Origin of the sequence: Nitrososphaera sp. (assembly GCF_036397675.1) — an archaeon.
Classification (GTDB): domain Archaea; phylum Thermoproteota; class Nitrososphaeria; order Nitrososphaerales; family Nitrososphaeraceae; genus Nitrososphaera.
On record NZ_DASWIL010000007.1, the window covers coordinates 25,071 to 45,155 of the forward strand.

The following is a 20,085-nucleotide window of genomic DNA, read 5'->3' on the forward strand; positions in this document are numbered from 1 at the left end:
ACCTTGGAACTGGACTACGTCCTGAGACATTCGCTTGCGGCAGGGAGGGACGCCGCCAAATTGCTCAAGGAGAATTTCGGCAAAAATGATACCTACAACATGTCTGTCAAGCACGACAGGTCGCTCGTGACAAGGGTTGACGCCGAGTCGCAGGCGCTGATAATATCACTCCTGAAAAAACAGTTTTCCGACGTGCCGTTTGTGGCAGAGGAGCAGGACAAGGGCGTCAACTCGAGCGTAAAGCGCGAGGGTTATTACTTTGTAATAGATCCGCTAGACGGCACGACAAGCTTTGTGATAGGCTTGCCGTTCTTTTGCACGTCGATTGCGTTGTGCAGGGGACCTGAAACGCTCGTAGGCGTGCTTGTAGACCCGAACCACAACGAGGAGTTTACCGCGGTGAAAGGCGGTGGCGCAAGGCTGAACGGCAACCCGATTGCAGTCACAAAGCGCCGCAAACTCGAGGAGCTGTACCTCAACGTCAACCACACCAAGTTTGACGATCGCCGGTTTGCAAGCATCAACGAGAACATTCTGAGAAAGATAAAGCGCTTCCACAAGCTCGGGAGCCTCTGCCTTGAAGTCGCGTACGTGGCTGCCGGCAGGCTTGACGGCACCATAAACAACGACCTGTCGATGTGGGACATCGCAGCCGCGGGGCTGATAGTGGACGAGGCCGGCGGCAGGTGGTCTCTCCTGGACGGACGTAAGCCGGCATTCCCGGTGTTTGAAAAGCTGGACATCGTGGCCTCAAACGGGCTCGTGCACAACGATCTGTTAAAGGCGCTCTAGCGGGGGACTATTCTTACAGCGATTATCCTTGCGTCGTCGGGGTTTGCAGGCTGTTCCCTCTTGGGTTCTTCTGTGCCGCCCCCTACCGTCTCGAGAGCCGCGATCCTGTCCACCACGTCCATGCCCTCAATGACGTGGCCGAACACCGTGTACCGACCATCAAGGCTTGCCTTTATCTGGTCACTTTCCTCGAGCACGATAAAGAACTGCGAACCGGCGCTATTGGGGTCGGTCGACCTTGCCATCGACACTATACCCCGTGAGTGCGTTATATCGTTGAATTCTGCCGGAACCATGTAGCCTGGGCCGCCTGCACCCCACAGATCCCTGTCCGCAGTTGCATTACGAGTTTGCGGGTCGCCTCCTTGTATCACAAAGCCCGGCGATATCCTGTGGAACACTTGGCCGTCGAAAAATCCGTCGTTTGCAAGCGTGATAAAGTTGTCCACGTGTCCCGGGGCCGCTTTGGGGTAGAACTCTACCTTTATCGTACCCTGCGCAGTCTCTATCTCTGCTATCTCCGAGCCCGGCGTCGTGTCTGCGAGCGTGCCAGTCGTGGGCGCGTACGGGTCGCCACGCGGGTTGGGGTCATAGTCGCGGTTTACCTTGTAGATGTGTATGCCAGTCACGATGTCGCTGTCCTCTTCATAGCTTGACGACGAGTAGACGAGGTGGAACGGCTGGTTCGGGCCGCCATCGGCGGGGTACTTGACGTTCTTCGAGTGAAGCTGGACAAAGCCGGACTGGTACGTCTCACTCACATTGACGATGTCGCCTGCCGGGCCGAACAGCACAAAGTTCAGCGGCTCGTAGGGCATCATCCTGCCAAGGAGCGTCGACTGCCAGAACGTGTTCTTGGCTGTAGAGCCGTCGCTTTCTAGGTATCTCGCCTCGCTGTAGCCGGCAATCCTCATTATCCACTGTTTCTTGCTCTCATCGCCGCCCTGCCCTAGAGTGAACAAGGGAACTTCGGCGCCAGACTCGTCGCCGGCAGTCCCGACAAACGCCTTCTGCCCAACTACGTAGACAAGGATGTAGTCGATGTCGAGGTCCTGCGCTATCTGGGCGCCTGCCTCCTGGTCGCCTACGAACATCTTGGCCACCGACTCGATGCGCGTCTGGTTCAGCGTCGCATTGTCGGCGACGGTGGTGCGCTCACCGAGCGTGGTTATCCAGTAGCCGTAATCCCACCACGCCGCGATGACCGCGTCCTCCTCTGTGTTTTGAGAGATCCACTCTGTGGCCTCGACCCAGTCGTCAGTCTGGGTCCTGAACACAGTGCCGCCGTTTGCTATCGCAGTCGGCACGTCGACGGCGCTCGTCCAGCTGGAGTAGGGCGGGTAGAACACGGGGACAAGCAAAAGCGCGATTATGGTCGCGACGTAGATTATCCTGGTACTGGAAGTCCCGGCGATGGCCTGCTCGGGCTTTTTCTTGCCCTTTGCGGCGGAGGCTTCCTTGCGCTCCATTACGTTCCTTGTAATTTCATAGAGGCCGATGCTCGCAAGCACGATGATTGCGATGGACGCAAAGACAAGCAGCCTGGCAAACGTGGCGCTCACGTAAACTCCGGTGATGCCAAGTATCAGCGCAAACACGACCGCGTCGTTGCGCTTCTGGAACGCAAGCCACACGCCGAGGCCGGCGAACATTAGCAGTATGGAATAGTCAAGGAAGTAGTCCACTATGGTGGGCGTGAGGTGCTCTGCCACCGACTCTACGAGCGCGTTCTCCGAACTGACAAACGGGTTGACCGCGTTGACGTACCTAAAGCTGGGAGCGTCGTAGGTGCCAGCCGCTACTAGGCCGATGCCTGTAGCCACAAAGGCGATGAGCAGTAACGACATGTTGCGCGCCCGCGCCTTGCCGCTTCCGAGCCGGCCTACAAAGTTGGCCGCCACCAGGTAGATGGTTGTACCGACCATCGCTATGCCCGGCAGGCCTGTGACAAAGGACATTCCCGGCCTGGGGAACCCGATTGCAGCAATGAGCGTGAACACCGTGAACGCGATCGCGACGTACATTGGTATCGTTAGGTCGCGCCTGAAAAACGGGAGCGCGAGGAAAAACAGCGCGATTGGGATGCTGAAATACTGGACGCCGCCCCACGAGGCGTTTGCAAGCCCGAGAAGCAGGCCCCCAAGCACGGCCTTTGGTAAGGCGTATTTTATCTCCTTATGCCTTATCGCCGAGATGAAAAGGTAGGTGGCAATGAGCCCGAAGAACAGGCCCAGTGGCTCGGACTTGAACCAGCCTAGGTTACCTCTGAGGATGATGGGCGGAGTAAACGCAAACAATAGGGAGGCAAAGAGGCCGGCCGTGGTCCCGCCAAGCACGCGCACGAGGGCAAACACGACTATGACCGTGAGCGAGCCAATTACGACTGGGAACATGATGGTAAAGTCCATCAGTGGCGCTCCGGCGCCAAACATCTGGTACATTATGGCCGCAGTCACGTGCAGGCCGGACTGCGAAGTCGCCGCAATGTCGCGGCCTTCCGGATACCACGACATCTCGTCGTGCCACTGCCAGTAGGCGTCAAGCCCGTTGTCTAGGATGAACTTGGTCGCCCGGTAGTCAAAGTAGGGGTCGAACTCGTTGAGGTAAAAGCCGTACTTTATGGGGTACGACCTCATTATAACAGCGATTGAAAAAGCGAGCGCAAGGACGGCTATCACAAGCAGGTGGCGGGTCGTGAACTCGAAACCGCCGGCTTGAAACATAGTCCTGCCGCCCAGAAACATCGCAGTTGTGGAGTTGGCCCCTATTTTTTAAGGTACTGCCATTATTCTCTTGACAATATCTCAACGGGGCATGCCTTCACGAGTCCCTTGAAGCGCCTCGCGTCGTCCTCTGTCCCGACTATGGACGCGTAGTGCATCGGGATCGCGAGCATCCTTGGCTTTATGCGCTCGTTGACTGCTTTTGCGGCTTCGTCAGCAGTCATGACGTACGTCCCTGAAACCGGCACCAGCGCGACGTCCGGCTTTGCAGACTCCATCTCGGGGATGATGTCAGTGTCGCCGGTGTGGTATATGCGAAGGCCGGCCAGCGTCACGACAAATCCTACTTTGCCGTCGGCCTTTGGGTGAAAGTCCTTGTTGGTGTTGTACGCCGCGACCACTTCAATCGGCACATCTTTCACGGTCAGCCTGTCGCCTGGTGCTACCAACTTTGCTTCAACTCCAAGCGGCTTTAGCTGCGTCGCACACTCGCGCGCCGCGACTATGCTCGTATTTGGGCCGACGACGTGCCGCAAGTCGTCAAGGCTGAGGTGGTCAAAGTGGTTGTGCGATATGAGCACTATGTCTGCGTCCTTGCGGTCGTACTGACCCTTGGCAAGCTTGTAAGGGTCGACGTAGACTGTCTTGCCTGCTACTATGCGAAAGCCGTCGTGCCCAAGCCAGCTGAACTTGACTCCCTTGTAATCTAACATGGAATAGAGCGGTTCAAAAATTAATTAAAGTTTGTCGTCTAGGTTGGGGTTTGCCACCATGAGCCTGTCACGGCTCAGCGTAAACACGAGCACGTTGTTTGCTATAAGCCGCCTGCGGAGCGCCGTGTCTATGGTTGCCACCGCGCACTTGTTCTCAGTCGCATATTCCACTATCGAGTCGTCGACGTGCGCCGCCTTTGGGGCGTGCACTTCTGCAAAGCGCGCCTTTGCCACCTCGAGTGCCGTTCTGGCAAGCGTCGAGCGCTTTGGGCCGGCTTTTTCGCCGAGCCTCTTTAATTCGTCCATGACGATGTCAGGCACTACAAAATCGAGCCTGCCAAATTCATGCTCCATCCGCTCGACGTGCTTTATGGGCTTGGCGACAAGCACCATCAAAAAGCTCGTGTCGCACAGGACCCGCATCTCAGACCGCTATTCCGGACCCGATAAGGCGCCACCTCTCGGCTATCCTGCGGCTGATGGCGACCCTGCTCTTTGGCAGGAGGCACACCGGCTTTTTCAGCTTGACCTCAATCTTGCCGTCCCGCACGCTTGTTACAATGCCCGCAGACGCGGCCGTGGAGATGTTCAGGCGCAAAGGCTCCTTTACCTTTATTGGCTCTACCTTCACCATGTCCTGCGTGCCTACAGCCGTGTCGAACAGATGGGTCTCGACTGTTAAACTGTCAACGTCGGCCGGCAGCGTGCCGGGCTTGCCTATCACGGAGCCGATGAGCGAGTCGCTCTTTGTGAGCGACGGGTCAAGTTTCGTTCCGATAGCGACGAGGCCGCCGGGCTTGACGTTTTCAACTAAACCAGCGCCGGTGCCAAGCGTCGATATGACGGACGTTATCGGCTCGTAGCGCCCCTTCTTTTCGTCGAGCACGCCGGGTCTTATCTCCACCTCGTCGCCTAACGAAAACTGGCCCTGCACCAGCGCGCCTCCGAGGACCCCTCCCTTGACCTGCTTGATGGCGGCTCCGGGCTTGTTGATGTCAAACGACCTGAGTACGTGCATCACAGGTGGCGCGTCCTTGACCCGCGCTGGCGTCTTCATATTTTTTTCAATCGACTCGATGAGCGCGTCGATGTTGAGCTTGTGCTGCGCGGACACCGGGACGATTGGTGCCTTCTCTGCGACGCTGCCTTTAACGAAATCCTTTATTTGCTTGTAGTTGTCCATCGCCTCCTCAACGGTGACAAGGTCTGCCTTATTCTGCACCAGCACCAGCTGCTGGATGCCAAGAACGGATAATGCCAGAAGGTGCTCGCGGGTCTGCGGCTGCGGCACTTTTTCGTTTGCCGCCATGACAAGTATCGCGCCGTCCATCAGTGCCGAGCCGGAAAGCATGTTTGCCATCAATGACTCGTGGCCGGGAGAATCTACAAAACTCACGACGCGGAGAAGCTCGCTCTTGCCGCCGCAGTTGGCGCACTTTGGCTGCGTCCCGTAGCATTCGGGCCTGGAGCACTGGAGGCACTTGTAAAACGCCGCGTCTGCATATCCAACTTTGATTGTAATTCCCCGGCGCAATTCTTCGCTGTGCGCGCTGGTCCAAACACCGGTTATCGCCTCAACGAGCGTGGTCTTGCCGTGGTCCACGTGTCCGGAGGTGCCGATGTTGACGCAGGGCTGGTACCCGTACTCTTTTACGTACCAGTCCGGCAGGGTCTCTTTCCAGTGCAACTAGTTATCGTAAAATTCTCGGGGATATTAATGTAGGGAGATTACTTTTTCTTCTTCTCTTCCTTGGCCGGTTCTGCCTCTGCGGCAGGCGCATCTTCCTTGGCCTTCTCTGGCAGCTTGCCTTCCACCAGCCTCAGGTTCAGCTGGTAAATTTCTTCGGTGACCATGTTGCCCCGGACGAGCTTGCGTATCCTGCCGCCTTCCAGGTGCTTTGCGCCCACGCCCTCTGACATCAGCACGTATTTCTTGACTCCACCGTGGACATCGGAGCGCATGGGAGTGCCAGATTTGTCCGAGCCGCCGGTTATCTTGACCTTGCCGCCCTCGATGCCGATAACAGAAGAGTCGACGACGTTGCCTATTCTCACGCCTACCAGCGGTTGGGCTGCCTTGTCCTTGAGCTCCTGTGATATGCTCCTGCCTGTTCCGTCTGAAATCACGAGCTTGAACTGCGCCAATGCAGAATTCAAGGCGCCTTTTGGATTTAATTAACGTTTGTTTATGTTGAAACGGTTAAAAGCTAGGCTTTCGAAAGAGCCGTGTGTCCGAGTCCAAGGAAGTCATCGAGTGCCCGCGATGCGGCTTTGAGATGAAGAACATGACAGCGTGCCACATGATCTGCACAAATTGCGGAAGTCACCTCGACTGTTCGGACAAATCTTTCTTTTGGTAGCTAGAGCGGGTTCCTGTCCCAGTTCATCTGATAGTCGTCGGCCATCATGACAGCCTTGTCCTTCATCGTCTCTAAATAATCGTCGTATTTTGCAGAATAGCCGCACTGCTTGCATCTAACGTTTTCCATGTCGTCGTCCACCTGAGCCTTCTTGCCGCACCTGGCGCACCTTGCCTCAAGCACAGGATTACTGCGAGGGCCGAGCATATCTGTTTTGTGCATAGCATTATAAGATCCAAAATCCAATTTTACCCAGTTGACCAAGATAGGCGACATGTACCGCCGGGTGCACGGCATGGTCTCTGACAGACCCACGAACTTCAGCTGGGTAGAAGAAAACATGCTCGCCGGCTCGGGCCTTCCGGTTACAAAGAACGAGGTCGACTGGCTGGTCTCGCAGGGCATAAAATCAATAGTCACGGTAAGGGAGGCGCCGCTCCCAAAAGAATGGGTCAACGACGGCATGGGATATCTCCATCTGCCGGTAGACGACTTTGATGCGCCCACGCCGGAGGACATCGACCGCGCAATCGCGTTCATCGAGCAGGAAATCGCAGCAGGCAAGCCGGTAATCGTGCACTGCGCGGCAGGCAAAGGAAGAACAGGCGTCATCCTGGCCGCTTATCTGGTAAAGGCAAGGGGCATGGGTGCAGCGGCGTCAATTGACAAGATACGCGACATGAGGCCCGGCTCCGTGCAGACGGAAGTGCAGGAATGGGCAATCACGATGTACGAAAAATACCTAGAAAATAAATGACTACTCGGGCACCGAGTCTATGACGAGCTGCCCGTTTTGCATCTTGACAAACAGGTACCTATTGTCCTTGAAGATGAGCGTTATCTCGTTCTTTTTCTCCTCGACATCGAGAAGTTCCTGCCCCTTTATGCCGTCGAACTTTGCCATGCAGGCTATAAGAAAAGTGGCGATATTTTAACGATCAGTCAGTGATTTCTTGGTCTAAGCTGTCAAGGCACTGTGCCAACAGCTCTTTGCTCCGGTTCATGATGTAGTCGGGAAACTGTTCAAAAGTAAACACGAACTGCTGCTGGAAGTTCGGCGGGATGTAGCCGCCGTGCGTCATGACCTGCACAACGACATATTGTTCATTAACAGTGGCTATCTCTTCCTCCTCTGCACCGTCCGTCTCCTCGATGGTATGCCTGTACAGCACCACCGGCATCCCCGTACGCGTGGCTAGGATGGACGCTCTCCTGAGCTTTTCCTGAAGCCTTGCGGTTACCCAGCTGTCAAGGGTCACCTGTTCGTTGATCAATTGCAGATATTTCCGCGAAAATATCTACTTAAGACAGTATGGCAAAAAACATTGACTAGCTGGGCAAAAGGCCCTACTTGCCAGTACCTGCGAAACTTGCGCTATCTGCCCCCGATAACAAACGCAGTTCCATCGGCGGATATTACGTTATAGCAGCAAAAATACACACCATTTTGTAAAATTTCATTCAACAGATATCTGGAACCTGCGTCCGTCGATTTCCACCGAGCTGTACTTGACGTTCTCGAGAGGCTCCTTTGACAGCAGGGCCGCTTTCACTCTTACCAAGTACGTCATCTCCTGCTTCATCTCTTCAAGCGACGATATCTCGTCCTCTTCAAGCCCTGCGACGTACGCCGCCGACAAAATGTCAGTGGGGTTGTACTGCCTTTCCTTGCGCAGCTGCTGCAGGTTTCTTGCTAGGTCGCGCAGTAGGCCCTTTGCAATCAGGGCGCCGTCCCTTTTTGTCGAAATCAGCACGACAAGGTTTCCCCGCTCCGCAAGCGAGTAACCTTCTGATGCCCTGTACTTCACGTCGATGTCGGAAGGCGACAGCTCGACTGCCTTACCATCGTATGCAAGTGAATACCTGCCCTGCGACTTTAATTCCAAAACAAGTGACGGCTTGTCGACGCCCTCAAACGCTTTCACGACGGTGTTGATGTCCGCCTTTACCCTAGGCGCGACGCCCTTTCTCACCAGAGAAACCTCGACTGCAACCGGCATCTTTTTCTCGAGCAGGCTTGCGGCCCTATCAAGCTGCGTGCCTCCGCTTATCTGCGTCGTCGTGTATTTTTCGGCGTTCAGCTGGCTTCTCAGCGCGTCTGCAGTCCCGTCCACTTCCAGCGGCTTCAGCTCGGTGTGCGTGCCGCAGATGATAGCCTCGCCGACGGGCCAGCGCCGCTTCAACCCTGCCAGGTTGCGAGCCGCGTTTGCCAGCGACACAACTTCCTTTATCATGTCAAACGCGCCTTCGACCTTGGCGTTGACAAGCCTCTCGTCGCGCTCCGGCCATGATTCTAGAAGCACGCTCTTTTTCCTTCCAAAGCAGGTCAGATACAGATATTCGCTGATGAAAGGCGAGAGCGGGTGGAGCATGACGTCTATTTTCTCAAGCACGTGGCCAAGGACAGCATATGTGGCAAGCCGCTTGTCCCAGTTCTCAGCGCTGTCGTCCCATATCACGTTCCTTGTCAACGGAACAAAGGTTTGGCTCAGGTGGTTGATCACGAACTCGTCTATCACCTTTGCGCCTTCGTGGAACCTGCAGCGCTCAAACGCCGTCGTGACTTCTGTGACCAGACTCTGCATCTTTGACAAGAGCCACACTTCGGTGGGAGCAAGCAGCTTGTTTTCTATGACCCACTGCAAGGTATGTTTCTCTTTATCGAACTTGTCAAACTCGCTGTTCTGCCTGAAGTAGACGTGCAGGTTGTGAAGCGTGCTCAGGATCTGATAAGTGCGCGTCTTCATCTCCTCGAGGCTGAAGTTGAGCGCCTCAATTGGCGACGACTTCCACATGAAGTATAGCCTGATGAGGTCGACAGGGTTCTCGCCAAGCAGGCCGCGCGCGTCAATGACGTTTCCGAGACTCTTGCTCATCTTGTTTCCCTTCTCGTCAAGCACGTGGCCCTGGAACAGGAACGACCTGAAAGGCGCCGAGCCGGCCATTATCACGCCCTGCATCAAGAGCGTGTATGCCCAGCCCCTTGTCTGGTCTATGCCCTCCGTCAGGAACGTTGCCGGGATGAGATCTAGATATTCTTGATCGGTGAGCGACGCGTACGGCGCGGCGCCTGAGTTGTGCCAGGTGTCCAGCACGAAAGGCTCGCGCTGCATGTCCGCGCCGCATTGTCCGCATTTTATTCTTACGTGGTCGATCCAGGGCCGGTGGAGCTCAAAGTCGGCGCCGTCCGGCAGTTCTGCTGCCTTGATTACGATTTCATTCCTTGAGAAGAGCGGCTCTTTGTGTCCACATTTACTGCAGGACCATATCGGCAACGGCGTGCCCCAGACGCGCTCGCGGGAAATGCACCAGGGATGTTGTTCACGAATGATCTCTACAAACCTGTTCTTTGGCTGCTCAAAGAAATAGTCGACGCCCTGCGCAGAAGCAAGAGGCCTTTCGCCCAGGTTTGAAATGATGTAGAAATACTCGCGCCGGGCAAGCCAGACCACCTTGTGGTGCGATCGCCAGCACGTCGGATATTGATGCTTTAATTTTCCCATCCTGACGGACGCGCCCGCCGCCTTCATCGCTTCAAACACCTTCATGTCCGCGTCGCGCACGAACATGCCGGCAAACGCGCCGGCCTTTTCCGTGAATATCACGCGGTCGTCTATCGGCACGAAAATGGGCACGTTGCGTTTATTCGCTATCTCAAAGTCGTCCTCGCCGTTTGCAGGCGACAGATGAACAAGTCCGCTCCCCGTCGCCGTGTCGACGAACTCCTCTGCGACGACAAAGTGAATGGAGCCGGCTTTTGCGAGCTCGTCAAGCCCCTGTATCATGTGCAATAATGGATGAATGTAGCGCTTTCCGTCAAGTTCTTTTCCATTGACCGTTTTTTCAATTTTGTAGTCTTCGACGCGAAGCTCCTTCATCAATTCTTCCAACCGATCCTTGCCGATCAGCCAGCGCTCGCCGCTCGCGTTATTTTCTTTATTGACCCACACGTACGAGTAATCGGCCTTGGGGTTCACGCCCACCATCTCGTCTGTCACAATCGTAAACGGCATCGTGGTCCAAACAATCAGGTAGGCGTCCTCGTCCGTCATTTTCACCTTGTAATAGAACGACGGGTCTTCGACCGTCTCGTACCCTTGGTTTACTTCGGCGTTTGAAAGCGAGGTCTGGCACGACGGGCAGTAGGCGACGACGCGGAACCACTCTTTCAAAACCCCGTTTTCCCACGCCTTTTTCAGGAATTGCCACTCGCGCTCGATGTAATCATCCCTGTAGGTCCAGTATGCTTTTTCGTAATTGAACGACATGCCTAGTAGCTGGTCGACAGCGACCCACTTCTCGTTGTTTTCGTGGATGATCTTCTTGCAGGTCTGGACTATTTTCTCGATCCCGACCCTGCTGATGTTTTCGGCCTTGCTGCCGGTAAGCCCTAGCTCTTTTTCTGCCGCAAGTTCGACTGGTAATCCCTGCGTGTCCCAGCCTGCGCGGAAAATGACTTTTCTTTTGCGCAGTGTATTGAACCGGTACCACAGGTCCTTGATTATCCTGCCCCGGAGGTGGCCGGCGTGGGGCTCGCCGTTCATCGTAGGAGGGCCTTCTATGTAGCCTACCAACTCCCTGCCTGCAAGCTCATTTTCTAAAAGGGCCCTCATGTCAATTTTATTGAGATAAGTGCGAACCTCGTTTTCGATCGCCTTGGCGTCGAAACGTGTGTTAAATTCCATCTACGAGATGGCGGGGCCGTGACCCGTTTATGTTTTTGGTTAGACCACCGGCGGCATCGACTCTGCTTCATCCGTACGTTCTTATTGGTACACTACCACTACGTAACGATGAACAAGCAGTTCTTATCTGTGAGAAGCCTTGCCAGCAAGTCCCCGGAATCGCCCGGCAAGCAGAAAATTTGCAGGAATTGTGATAAGCAAGCTACCAAGGAAGCATTATTTGATGTCGGCAACGGCATTTCAGTTCTTGAACGATACTGCGAATCATGCCTGGGCGTCATGCTCAAGGACATAGGGAGCATAGCGTAACTTGCCATATTCCAGAGAGTCGCCCAAGCTGATCCGTTCAAGTTCGCCAAAGAACGGACAGGAGCGAGTCATCGCCGACCGCGACGGCATCAAGCATTTCGAATACTTTGTAAACGGGAGCTGGCGGCACCACAGCGCAAAATGCAGGCTGTGGGTAAACAAGGAATGCCGCGTGTGACCAAAAGCCCTCTAGACGCGTCTGACTGATCTAACCGCGTCCGTTTCCTGCCCGCCGCCCGCAAGCCGTCGCGACGGCATCAGGCGTTTTTTGCTACTGCCTTGCTGAACACACTTTTGCTGCCTAAACACTGGCCGATAATTCCCTTCAATTTGTGTATGCCGTATCCGGTTTTCGATGATACTGCCATTGGGCTCTGTATCCCAAGGTCCTTGGCAATCACCGATATCGCTTCTTCCGAGCCCACCTTGTCGTACTTTGTAAAGATGACCAGGACCCTAGACCTATCAACCTTCAGCTCTTCGAGCACCCGCAGGCACGTGGAGTACTTTATCCGGATGGTCTGGGTGTCTTCTGCCGCATCTATCAGGAGCAGCACGACGTCGGCTGTCAGCGATTCCTCGAGTGTGGATTTGAACGCGTCTATCATGTACGTCGGGAGCCGGCTGATGAAGCCGACGGTGTCGGTAATCAACGCGTCCGTGCCGCCGACCTTGAGCGCACGCGTGGTAGTAGACAAAGTCGTGAATAGGCTGCTCGAGGTTTCCCTGTGCTCGTCGGTGAGCATGTTGAACAGCGTGGTCTTGCCGGAGCTCGTGTAGCCGACGAGGGAAATGACGGGCATGTTGTCCTTCATCCTCTGCTGGTGGTAGAGCTCGCGCGCTGTCTTTGCGCCTTCAAGTTTTTCCTTGATAAACGACATACGCCTTTTCAGCTCGCGAAACTTTACATCTACCACGTATTCTCCCATGCCGCCCTTTCCAGGCCGCTCGCTGCCGGAGGTCAGCCTTGCGTTTTCCCGCACTCGGGGGATCTCGTATTTTACTTCTGCAAGCTCTATCTGCAGTTTTGCCTCCGTCGTGGTGGCCCTAGAGTGAAAAATATCGAGTATCAGCCGCTCCCTGTCAATAACCTGGACGCCCGTGAGCTTTTCCAAGTTGTATATCTGCCTTGACGTTAGTCGCTCGTCGACTATGACCTGCTCTGCACCGGATTCCTTTACGAATTCCTTTATCTCTTCGGCCTTGCCGGAACCCATCCCATACTGGGACCGGTTCAGATACTTTTGGGTGAAAACCTTGATGCTCTGGCGATCCGCCGAGTCCACGAGACTCTTCGCCTCATCTTGGGTAAAGCTATCGGGGTACGTCACAAGGACCACTTTCCTTGACGTTTGGCTCATTGCAATCAGGACCAATCCATGCAGTCTTGAGCCGCGTACTCGTTCTTGTGTCCTCGGGAGCACGTGTGGACTGCTTCAGCGCTCATCGCGGACTGCAAGCTGTTGGTGCTCCCCTCGGGTACATAGATCCCCGGGAATACCTCACCACAAGTCTTGCACTTTAGCATCAGCCTTGGCATTTGACGTCTTCTACCAGGCCAGAAGAGTTTCTCACGATCATGATATCCCAATCACGTATAAGAAGCTTCGAGCCGCGCAGATAGTGGGCATTTATATGGCTCGGTGCCGAAGCACAGTTCTTCTGTTACAATAATGCAAATATCTACACTGTGTTCTGTATGCAGCGGCAGCCTGGTTTCGGATCAGGAATCCGGGGAGGTCGTCTGCAGTAGCTGCGGCCTGGTGCTGTCAGACAAGGCCGCAGAAGCCCGCGCAGAGTGGCGAGACTTTGGCGCCGAGTCGGTCAAGAAGGTCCGCACGGGCGCGCACACCTCGCTTGCAAGACACGACATGGGGCTTGCCACGGTCATCGGGAAGACCGACAAAGATGCAAGCGGGAGTGCCCTTGGCACGGACGCGCGTTACGCAATCAACAGGTTGAGGATGTGGGACTACAGGATACAACTCCACACGTCATTTGACAGGAACCTCCGGCAGGCTTTTGACGAGCTGAACAGGCTGAAGGCCAAGCTTGGCCTCTCAGACGCCATGGTGGAAAAGACCGCGTACATCTACAGAAAGGTCCAGGAAAGAGGGATGACGAGGGGAAGGTCCGTATCTGCCATCCTAGCCGCCTGCATCTATCTCGCCTGCAGGGAGCTGGACACGCCGGTGACCCTCAAGGACATAGCCATCATAAGCGACATCAAGCGCAAGGACATATCGCGCAACTACCGGCTCATCGTAATGGAACTTGACAGCAGGGTCCCCCTCGTAGATCCCATGAAGTGCATAGTAAAGATAGCAAACAAAGCACAGCTGAGCGAGCGGATAAGGAGGCGGGCGATATCCATCATGAACGACCTTGCCAAGACGGACATGCGCGCGGGAAAGGCGCCTATGTGCTTTGCGGCGACAGTCCTGTACATGTCCTGCAGAGACGACGGCAACGGCGTAACCCAGAGGACCATAGCAGAAGCGGCCGGGGTGACAGAGGTAACGATAAGAAACAGGATGAGGGACCTGAGACAGCTCCGTTCAGCAAAGCGGCAGACGGTTAACAACGGCCCGCGTAAGATGACGCTCCAATAGGATTATATCCAAAGCAGGTCGCGTTAATCCCGGTCAAATTGGCGCCCGTAGACACCCTCAAGGCCGGCAAGAACCCGCCGGAAGAAATCAACGTCGTTATCGAGATCCCCAAGGGGAGTAACATCAAGTACGAGATTGACGAGGAGTCAGGCGCAGTGTTCGTCGACCGCAAGCTATTCACCGCCATGTTCTACCCGTGCAACTATGGCTTTGTCCCGCAAACAAAGGAAAAAGACGGCGACCCCGTCGACGTTCTCGTCCTTGGCAACGACCCGGTCGTGCCGGCGGCAGTTATCACGGCAAACCCGGTTGGCGTGCTCATAACAGAAGACGAGGAGGGCCAGGATGCAAAAGTGGTAGCGGTTCCTGTCGCCAAAGTCGACCCGTCGTTTTCCGACGTCAAGGACATCGACAGCGTGCCGGCGCACATCAGGGACCAGATAAAACACTTTTTCGAACATTACAAAGAACTGGAAAAGGGCAAGTACGTCAAGGTCGCCGGCTGGGAGAACAAAGAGTCTGCGAAAAAGAAGATAAGCGAAGCGATGGAACGCTACAAGAAAGAAAAGTAATCCAAGAACCCCAAGAAAACTGTCGGCTTCAGAAAATTCACAATGAGTGCAAAAGCTCCCGAAGGGGGTTACACAGGGCAGTGCATCGAACTACCTGGGGCCATCAGCGAGGGTGAGACCATAGCTGAACTCGAGGAACATGGCCGAGGCAATCCAGCTGGTTCTCGACACGCTTGAAGAACAGACAAAAGGCGGCAGAAAGATAGATAGTCATCGAAATCCAAGCCCGGCGCTACATTCTATGGGATTCACGGCCATCATTAACAATATTAAAAAAACAGTAAAAGGCTCAGAGCGCCTTAAACTGGTCACTCCAGCGCATGTACGCCCTTATCATGTCCACGCTGACCGACGGCTTGCGGATCTTCAGGATCTCCTTAAAGTCGGTGTTGCCGATAGCGCGCGGGCTTGTGCCTGCTTCCATCGCTCTGCCGCTCTCGAACAATTCGTTTACGACGCGCAGCTGCACAGACTGGCATATGTCCTTGATGTCGCTTGCGCTGTAACCTTCGCTAATCCTGGCAAGCTCCTCAATCTTCAGGTTGCCCTCGGTGTTGAGCGGGCGCGTGTACTGGTTGAACAGGCTGTCCCTAGAAGCGTTGTCCGGTAATGTGACGTAGATCCTCTTCTGGAACCTCCTCAGGAACCCGGCTTCGAGGCTCCACGGCTTGTTGGTCGCGCCGATTACATACAGCTGCGACTCTTTTGACTTGCCGTTTATGCCGTCCATCTCCGTCAGGAACTGGTTCTTTACCCTGACTTCGCCTCCGACCTCGCTATTCCTGGTGCCAAGAAGCGAATCAATCTCGTCTATGAAAAGTAAAACAGGCACGCCCTCGCTCTCGTTGAGCTTGCGGGCCATGTTGAACAGCTTTGCAATGTTCTTCTCTGCCTCGCCGAGCCACTTGCTCATCATCGACGCCGCGTCGACGTTGATGAAGTAGCCGTCGATTTCAGCCGCGGCTGCTGCCGCAAGGAGTGTCTTGCCGCATCCCGGCGGGCCGTGAAGCAAGATTCCGCGTGGCCAGCCAAGCGGGAACAGGTCAGGCCTCTTCATGGGGTAAACGATAGACTCTCTGATTGCCCTCTTTGCGTCCTCGAGCCCTATTACCTCCTCCCAGCTCACCTTCGGCTTGTCCTTCATGACAAGGTCGTCAAAGTCGGCTTTCAGCGTCTCGACGTTGCCCGGCTTTGGTGGGTGAGCGTGGCTCTTACCGTTGCCGTTTGCCGGCTCGGCTCTGTTTTCAATTGACGCCGGCCTCTCCTCGTCGAGTCCGTGGGACATCTGGAGGGCCTTTATCCTGTTCTGGTAGGCGCTGGCCCTCTCCATGTAGACCTTGTTTAGCTTGTAATCCGGGTAGATCTGCACGAGCTTGACTAGTGCCTCGATGGCCTTCTGGTATGACTGTATAGCCATGCCGCGAGAACCTTGGGAGTCAAGCCTGATCGCCTCGGCTGCGTACTTGCTAGCGCTATTTTCAAGTTCCTGGGGTGCGAGACTCATAAACTACTGCTCAAGCAGAAATTGGTGCCCCGTTTGAATTACCCGGGTGTAAATCTATCTTGCCCAAGCAAGAAAAAAGTTTGCACCTATGCCGGCTCGGCCTCGCGCTCTTGCTCCGGCGCCGGGACGGCCTCAGCGACCGGGGGCTCTGCCACCTTTACTTCGGGTTCTCTTGCCGCTCGCGCCGCCTCTTCCATTATCAGATTTTGCAGTTCAAGGCTCGTGAGTGGCGCGCCGGGGTACTGGCCGCCCGATATTTTCGACACGGCCTCGTGTATCTCGGCAAGCGCTCTCTCTGCTATTGGCACCATCTTTTCAATGTCGTCCCTTATTCCGCCAACCGAGCCTGCCGCCGAGTCGATTATCATGATGAACTCTTCAAGGTACTTGGCGGCCTCCATCTTACCAGACATCTCTGTCAGGATGACCTCCCCGTTTTTCACAAGTTCCAACACCCTTGCAAGCTCTTGCCTGCTGTCGTCGCTGCTGGACCCGACGCGCGACTCGAGCCTTGCCCTCAGCATGCTCATCGCGTAGGCGTTGCGCTGAATGCTTGAAAGCGCCAGTTGCGCCCTTTCCCTCAGGGTAGCGGTGTCTCTGCGGAATAGCAATGCCTACCAATAGCGTGGGAATGCGACGAAAAGAGGCTGTGTTAAAAGATGTTGGGCTATTTGCCTATCCTGGGTGACCGGCTGCCCAGCCGGGACAGCCACGAACCGGCTAGGCAGTTTTTGGTATCAGGGGGAGGTCCGGTATGCCGGGAAACTCCTCCTTCATCACCTGTTCAACCGTCGCGGAGGCCTCTTCGACGAGCCTGGCCGCCTCCTCGTTTGCAGTCTCGAAGTTGATAGTGTAACCGCCCACCTGGCCGGCGTCCACCAGTATGCCCGACAACAGCTCGGCGATGACGCCAAGGTCCGTCTCCATCTCCGGGATAAAGGGCACCAGCGACGAGCGCACGTTCTTGACAACTGACATGGCGGGACTGAGGACGATGACGAGATCGCCAAAGTCCGACGCGGACCGGAGCTTTGCCTGTATCTTTTCTAGCGCCACTCTTGCAGTCGAGACGACGCGGCTCACCTGCCTTGCCGTCGACAATTCAGAAGACAGCACTGTCGAGTACTGGACGTTGTTCTCTTTTATCGAAGAAAGGAGCTTGCGGAAGGTTTCGGCGTCCTTCTCCTTCATGCCCGACTGCAGCGCCTCTAATTTCGTCACCTGGCCCTCTATTCTTTTTTGAACGGCCTCCAGCCTCGGCCTCAGTGGGCCTCCCGGTTTTGGAAGGGCGCTTGAATCGTCGTTAATAACTGACTCTGATTTTACCCATCTTGATGTCATTATGTCATACATCCGTGGGTCATGGATAATACGACCCGTGTGCCGAAACGTCTAGTCACCGCGGTCACACGGATGTGCGGTAACAGCTTAGCATTTTTTCGAACTTGGGCGTAATATGTTTGACAATCCGTTTTACCTTTAGCCAGCAAGACTATACGACGGATGGCAGTTGACACTATTGAAAATAATGATCTCCCTTCAAGCCTCGAGGAGTTCGGGCTATCGAAGTACGAGGCCCGGGCGTACCTCACCATGCTGGGCCGGGGCTCTCTTGCCGCAAGCGACCTTGCCTACTATGCCAACCTCCCAAGGACAAAGGTCTACCAGACAGTCAAAAAGCTCGAGAAAAAGAGGCTTGCAGTAGTGTCAAAGCAAAAGCCGCTCATCTGCAGCGCCATCCCGCCGGAGGAGGCGTTTGGCGAGATAGTGAACCTGCACGAGCGCAGGGTGAAGAACATGAGCAAGATAGTCGAGCGCCTGCAAGAGCTGAGCGACGAAGGCCAGCGCCCTAGGGGCTCGGAGGAGAGGCGCTACTTTGTCCTCGACGCCGACTCGGCACTTTCCAAGGTGGCAAGCCTCGTCGCAGGAGCGCACTCGTCAATAACGGGCACCATAGACGCGTGGGGGCTCAGGCTCCTCTCGCAGTGCAAGGGTCAGCTCGTAAAGGCGGCGACACACGGCGCCCGCATCAGGCTAATAGCCGGCACCCAGTGCGTGGGGAGCGAGTGGCTGTTCTCGCTCCCGGACGGAATCGAGCTGCGCATGGGAGACGTGCATTCCAACGTCATAATAATCGACTTGGCGCACATGGTTTCAATCGACTCGAGCAACGGCAAGGCCGCGCTTTTCACCTCGCTTGACGTCTACGCCGGCCTGCAGAGCAAGGGCTTTGAAGAGGCGTGGGGCAGGGCGACGGAGCTGAGGCACGTGCTCGAGGCCGAGCCTGGGGTCGCTGCAAGGGCGCTAGAGCTTGCCCGGGCAGTAGACAACGGGCTTGCCTCGCACATGCTTGAATACGCTGTGAACAGCGAGGACCCGTCGACCGGGCTTCTGGAAGTCATGGAGAAGAAATACGGAATAAAGCTCGCCGGTCTCAGCGCACCCGAAATGCTCGAGCTCGTCGATTCGGCATTGAAGATAAGCTGCGCGGGCGGATTAAAGCACGACAGGAGCAACAACATCCTCAGCCTGCACGCCCGGGCGGAAGGAATACACGTGCTTCCCTGGGCGGTGGTGCTTGCATCGTATTTCCGAAAGGCCGGCAACGACGTTCGGATAATGCAGAGCAAGTCCAGCCCGCAGCTTGTGCACGTGCGCCTGACAAGTCCGATGGCATAAATACCGAAAACTGCAATTACGTTTTGTGCGCCTTGCCATTGCAGTCGGACTGGGAGCAGCTGCCGTCGCGGTCGTAACCGCGGCGCTGTTTTTCTACCTTGCAATTACGGTGGTGCCAGGCAACCCTGCACCGGTTGCCGAGGAGGGCGGCCTTGAGGGCTACGACCAGACAGTCGTCTACATAGGTGACGTAGGCTTGCTCACAGACATCGCGGACGATGACGATAAGAAGAGTTTGGGCCTTGGCGTGCGCGACAGCATGGGCGAGGGAGAGGCCATGCTCTTTCCATTTAAAGTGGAGGGCCGCTACTCGTTCTGGATGCACGGCATGAAGTTTCCAATAGACATCATCTGGCTCGACTCTGACAAGACAGTAGTCCATATCGAGCACAGCCTAGAGCCGTGCACGTCCTTTGACTGCCCCACTTATGCGCCCAACGAGGACGCCGTGTATGTGCTAGAGACGGTGGCCGGGTTTTCAGAGAAGCGCGGCGTCGTGGAAGGCACAAGGGCCGAGTTCCAGCTAGGCTAAGAAAGATATCACATACATTACCACATATTCATGTAATATCTACATAATCTATTCAAGTAATAATTGTACATTCGGAGATATGCTTTTCTATGTTCCAAAAATTATTTATGCAAAGGCCACCATATACTTGCGTGTACGCAAAGCTATGCAGAATCGAAATTTTATCAAGTTACATCAAGGAAGTAAGCGTGGGCGACTTGCTGACGGTCCAGGCGCTCGTGACAAACCCGCTTGACTGGCATCACTTTTACGAAAAGATCTCCACGTTAAGGGAAGGAGAAAAGACGGACTTTATGGTCGTGACCGCCGAGGGCGACAGGATCCAAGGCAGCGGCGACATCGTCGAGTTGGGGAAGTGGAGCAGCCGGGGCCAGTACGGTTTTAAGATCAAGATAAGGGTCAGGAAGCAAAAATCGCTGAGGGACAGGAAGACCAGGACGCCGAAAAGGCTAGTCGAAAGGTCAGTCATGGATATCCGGTCGCAGCCGGCAACAATTGCAACTGCACCCGAGGTTTCATTGGAGGATGTCGCCAAGTTCAAGGAGCTGCTGAAAGGCTCGCTTGCGATGGACATCTCGCGCTAGCCCCCCTCCAATTACACTTA

22 protein-coding genes are annotated in these 20,085 nt (G+C 55.3%); 9 read left to right on the forward strand and 13 right to left on the reverse strand.

Features of this window, described 5'->3' with window-relative positions:
* Positions 1–3: 3 nt before the first annotated feature.
* On the forward strand, positions 4–792 hold the full coding sequence (locus tag VGA14_RS00900) for an inositol monophosphatase (protein ID WP_331001855.1): 789 nt from the start codon (positions 4–6) through the stop codon (positions 790–792).
* Here VGA14_RS00900 and VGA14_RS00905 read toward each other — a convergent pair.
* From VGA14_RS00905 to VGA14_RS00930, 6 genes are all read right to left on the reverse strand, one after another.
* The gene (locus VGA14_RS00905) at positions 789–3,536 is read right to left on the reverse strand and encodes a peptidylprolyl isomerase (protein ID WP_331001856.1); all 2,748 of its coding nucleotides are present in this window, start codon (positions 3,534–3,536) and stop codon (positions 789–791) included. The two genes, VGA14_RS00900 and VGA14_RS00905, sit on opposite strands and share 4 nt — an antisense overlap.
* 41 nt (positions 3,537–3,577) lie before the next feature.
* Positions 3,578–4,228, reverse strand: a complete 651-nt coding sequence (locus tag VGA14_RS00910) for an MBL fold metallo-hydrolase (RefSeq protein WP_331001857.1) — start codon at positions 4,226–4,228, stop codon at positions 3,578–3,580.
* 24 nt (positions 4,229–4,252) lie between these two features.
* Entirely contained in the window at positions 4,253–4,651 is a 399-nt protein-coding gene (locus VGA14_RS00915; RefSeq protein ID WP_331001858.1) for a PIN domain-containing protein, read from the reverse strand.
* A gap of 1 nt (position 4,652) precedes the next feature.
* Positions 4,653–5,915, reverse strand: coding sequence for a translation initiation factor IF-2 subunit gamma (locus tag VGA14_RS00920; RefSeq protein ID WP_331001859.1), 1,263 nt, complete (start codon positions 5,913–5,915; stop codon positions 4,653–4,655).
* A gap of 41 nt (positions 5,916–5,956) precedes the next feature.
* On the reverse strand, positions 5,957–6,373 hold the full coding sequence (locus tag VGA14_RS00925; protein WP_331001860.1) for a S6e family ribosomal protein: 417 nt from the start codon (positions 6,371–6,373) through the stop codon (positions 5,957–5,959).
* Between the two features lie 215 nt (positions 6,374–6,588).
* Entirely contained in the window at positions 6,589–6,810 is a 222-nt protein-coding gene (locus tag VGA14_RS00930) for a zinc-domain-containing protein (protein WP_331001861.1), read from the reverse strand.
* Positions 6,811–6,844: 34 nt separating this feature from the next.
* Here VGA14_RS00930 and VGA14_RS00935 point away from each other — a divergent pair, with 34 nt between their 5' ends.
* Positions 6,845–7,345, forward strand: coding sequence for a dual specificity protein phosphatase family protein (locus VGA14_RS00935; RefSeq protein ID WP_331001862.1), 501 nt, complete (start codon positions 6,845–6,847; stop codon positions 7,343–7,345).
* Here VGA14_RS00935 and VGA14_RS00940 read toward each other — a convergent pair whose 3' ends face one another.
* The 3 genes from VGA14_RS00940 to ileS all read right to left on the reverse strand — a co-directional run bounded on the left by VGA14_RS00940 (position 7,346) and on the right by ileS (position 11,273).
* Complete coding sequence (locus VGA14_RS00940) at positions 7,346–7,492, reverse strand: hypothetical protein (RefSeq protein ID WP_331001863.1); 147 nt, start codon at positions 7,490–7,492, stop codon at positions 7,346–7,348.
* Positions 7,493–7,526: 34 nt separating this feature from the next.
* The gene (locus tag VGA14_RS00945; protein WP_331001864.1) at positions 7,527–7,862 is read right to left on the reverse strand and encodes a hypothetical protein; all 336 of its coding nucleotides are present in this window, start codon (positions 7,860–7,862) and stop codon (positions 7,527–7,529) included.
* Positions 7,863–8,045: 183 nt separating this feature from the next.
* Positions 8,046–11,273, reverse strand: a complete 3,228-nt coding sequence (gene ileS / locus VGA14_RS00950; RefSeq protein ID WP_331001865.1) for an isoleucine--tRNA ligase — start codon at positions 11,271–11,273, stop codon at positions 8,046–8,048.
* A gap of 108 nt (positions 11,274–11,381) precedes the next feature.
* Here ileS and VGA14_RS00955 point away from each other — a divergent pair, with 108 nt between their 5' ends.
* Together VGA14_RS00955 and VGA14_RS00960 are read left to right on the forward strand one after the other, a co-directional pair.
* Positions 11,382–11,582 (forward strand): hypothetical protein, encoded by a 201-nt coding sequence (locus VGA14_RS00955; protein WP_331001866.1) that lies wholly within the window; start codon positions 11,382–11,384, stop codon positions 11,580–11,582.
* A gap of 1 nt (position 11,583) precedes the next feature.
* On the forward strand, positions 11,584–11,760 hold the full coding sequence (locus VGA14_RS00960; protein WP_331001867.1) for a hypothetical protein: 177 nt from the start codon (positions 11,584–11,586) through the stop codon (positions 11,758–11,760).
* A 79-nt stretch (positions 11,761–11,839) separates the two neighbouring features.
* On the opposite strand, the gene hflX is transcribed toward VGA14_RS00960, so the two are convergent.
* Positions 11,840–12,913 (reverse strand): GTPase HflX, encoded by a 1,074-nt coding sequence (hflX, locus tag VGA14_RS00965; protein ID WP_331001868.1) that lies wholly within the window; start codon positions 12,911–12,913, stop codon positions 11,840–11,842.
* Between the two features lie 342 nt (positions 12,914–13,255).
* Between hflX and VGA14_RS00970 the strand changes: the two genes are divergently transcribed.
* Both VGA14_RS00970 and ppa read left to right on the forward strand, forming a co-directional pair.
* Positions 13,256–14,194 carry a transcription initiation factor IIB gene (locus VGA14_RS00970; protein WP_331001869.1) on the forward strand — a complete coding sequence of 313 codons (939 nt, stop codon included), beginning with the start codon at positions 13,256–13,258 and terminating at the stop codon, positions 14,192–14,194.
* Between the two features lie 38 nt (positions 14,195–14,232).
* On the forward strand, positions 14,233–14,766 hold the full coding sequence (ppa, locus tag VGA14_RS00975) for an inorganic diphosphatase (protein ID WP_331001870.1): 534 nt from the start codon (positions 14,233–14,235) through the stop codon (positions 14,764–14,766).
* Between the two features lie 289 nt (positions 14,767–15,055).
* Here ppa and VGA14_RS00980 read toward each other — a convergent pair whose 3' ends face one another.
* The 3 genes from VGA14_RS00980 to VGA14_RS00990 form a co-directional block, all read right to left on the reverse strand.
* Complete coding sequence (locus tag VGA14_RS00980) at positions 15,056–16,270, reverse strand: AAA family ATPase (protein WP_331001871.1); 1,215 nt, start codon at positions 16,268–16,270, stop codon at positions 15,056–15,058.
* An 86-nt stretch (positions 16,271–16,356) separates the two neighbouring features.
* Positions 16,357–16,881 carry a hypothetical protein gene (locus VGA14_RS00985; RefSeq protein WP_331001872.1) on the reverse strand — a complete coding sequence of 175 codons (525 nt, stop codon included), beginning with the start codon at positions 16,879–16,881 and terminating at the stop codon, positions 16,357–16,359.
* A 109-nt stretch (positions 16,882–16,990) separates the two neighbouring features.
* Complete coding sequence (locus VGA14_RS00990) at positions 16,991–17,611, reverse strand: hypothetical protein (RefSeq protein WP_331001873.1); 621 nt, start codon at positions 17,609–17,611, stop codon at positions 16,991–16,993.
* A 162-nt stretch (positions 17,612–17,773) separates the two neighbouring features.
* Here VGA14_RS00990 and VGA14_RS00995 point away from each other — a divergent pair, with 162 nt between their 5' ends.
* The 3 genes from VGA14_RS00995 (at position 17,774) to VGA14_RS01005 (ending at position 20,065) form a co-directional block, all read left to right on the forward strand.
* The gene (locus tag VGA14_RS00995; protein WP_331001874.1) at positions 17,774–18,949 is read left to right on the forward strand and encodes a TrmB family transcriptional regulator; all 1,176 of its coding nucleotides are present in this window, start codon (positions 17,774–17,776) and stop codon (positions 18,947–18,949) included.
* Positions 18,950–18,974: 25 nt separating this feature from the next.
* On the forward strand, positions 18,975–19,481 hold the full coding sequence (locus tag VGA14_RS01000) for a DUF192 domain-containing protein (RefSeq protein WP_331001875.1): 507 nt from the start codon (positions 18,975–18,977) through the stop codon (positions 19,479–19,481).
* A gap of 131 nt (positions 19,482–19,612) precedes the next feature.
* Positions 19,613–20,065 carry a hypothetical protein gene (locus VGA14_RS01005; protein WP_331001876.1) on the forward strand — a complete coding sequence of 151 codons (453 nt, stop codon included), beginning with the start codon at positions 19,613–19,615 and terminating at the stop codon, positions 20,063–20,065.
* The last annotated feature ends 20 nt before the right edge of the window (positions 20,066–20,085 follow it).

Excerpts from the sequence above, each read along its gene's own strand:
- VGA14_RS00910 (WP_331001857.1), bottom strand. The coding sequence starts at position 4,228 with ATGTTAGATTACAAGGGAGTCAAGTTCAGCTGGCTTGGGCACGACGGC.
- VGA14_RS00990 (WP_331001873.1), bottom strand. The coding sequence starts at position 17,611 with ATGACATCAAGATGGGTAAAATCAGAGTCAGTTATTAACGACGATTCA.
- VGA14_RS00955 (WP_331001866.1), top strand. The coding sequence starts at position 11,382 with ATGAACAAGCAGTTCTTATCTGTGAGAAGCCTTGCCAGCAAGTCCCCG.
- VGA14_RS00995 (WP_331001874.1), top strand. The coding sequence starts at position 17,774 with ATGGCAGTTGACACTATTGAAAATAATGATCTCCCTTCAAGCCTCGAG.
- VGA14_RS00940 (WP_331001863.1), bottom strand. The coding sequence starts at position 7,492 with ATGGCAAAGTTCGACGGCATAAAGGGGCAGGAACTTCTCGATGTCGAG.
- VGA14_RS00980 (WP_331001871.1), bottom strand. The coding sequence starts at position 16,270 with ATGAGTCTCGCACCCCAGGAACTTGAAAATAGCGCTAGCAAGTACGCA.
- VGA14_RS00930 (WP_331001861.1), bottom strand. The coding sequence starts at position 6,810 with ATGCACAAAACAGATATGCTCGGCCCTCGCAGTAATCCTGTGCTTGAG.
- VGA14_RS00915 (WP_331001858.1), bottom strand. The coding sequence starts at position 4,651 with ATGCGGGTCCTGTGCGACACGAGCTTTTTGATGGTGCTTGTCGCCAAG.
- VGA14_RS00905 (WP_331001856.1), bottom strand. The coding sequence starts at position 3,536 with ATGTTTCTGGGCGGCAGGACTATGTTTCAAGCCGGCGGTTTCGAGTTC.
- ileS (WP_331001865.1), bottom strand. The coding sequence starts at position 11,273 with ATGGAATTTAACACACGTTTCGACGCCAAGGCGATCGAAAACGAGGTT.
- VGA14_RS00970 (WP_331001869.1), top strand. The coding sequence starts at position 13,256 with ATGCAAATATCTACACTGTGTTCTGTATGCAGCGGCAGCCTGGTTTCG.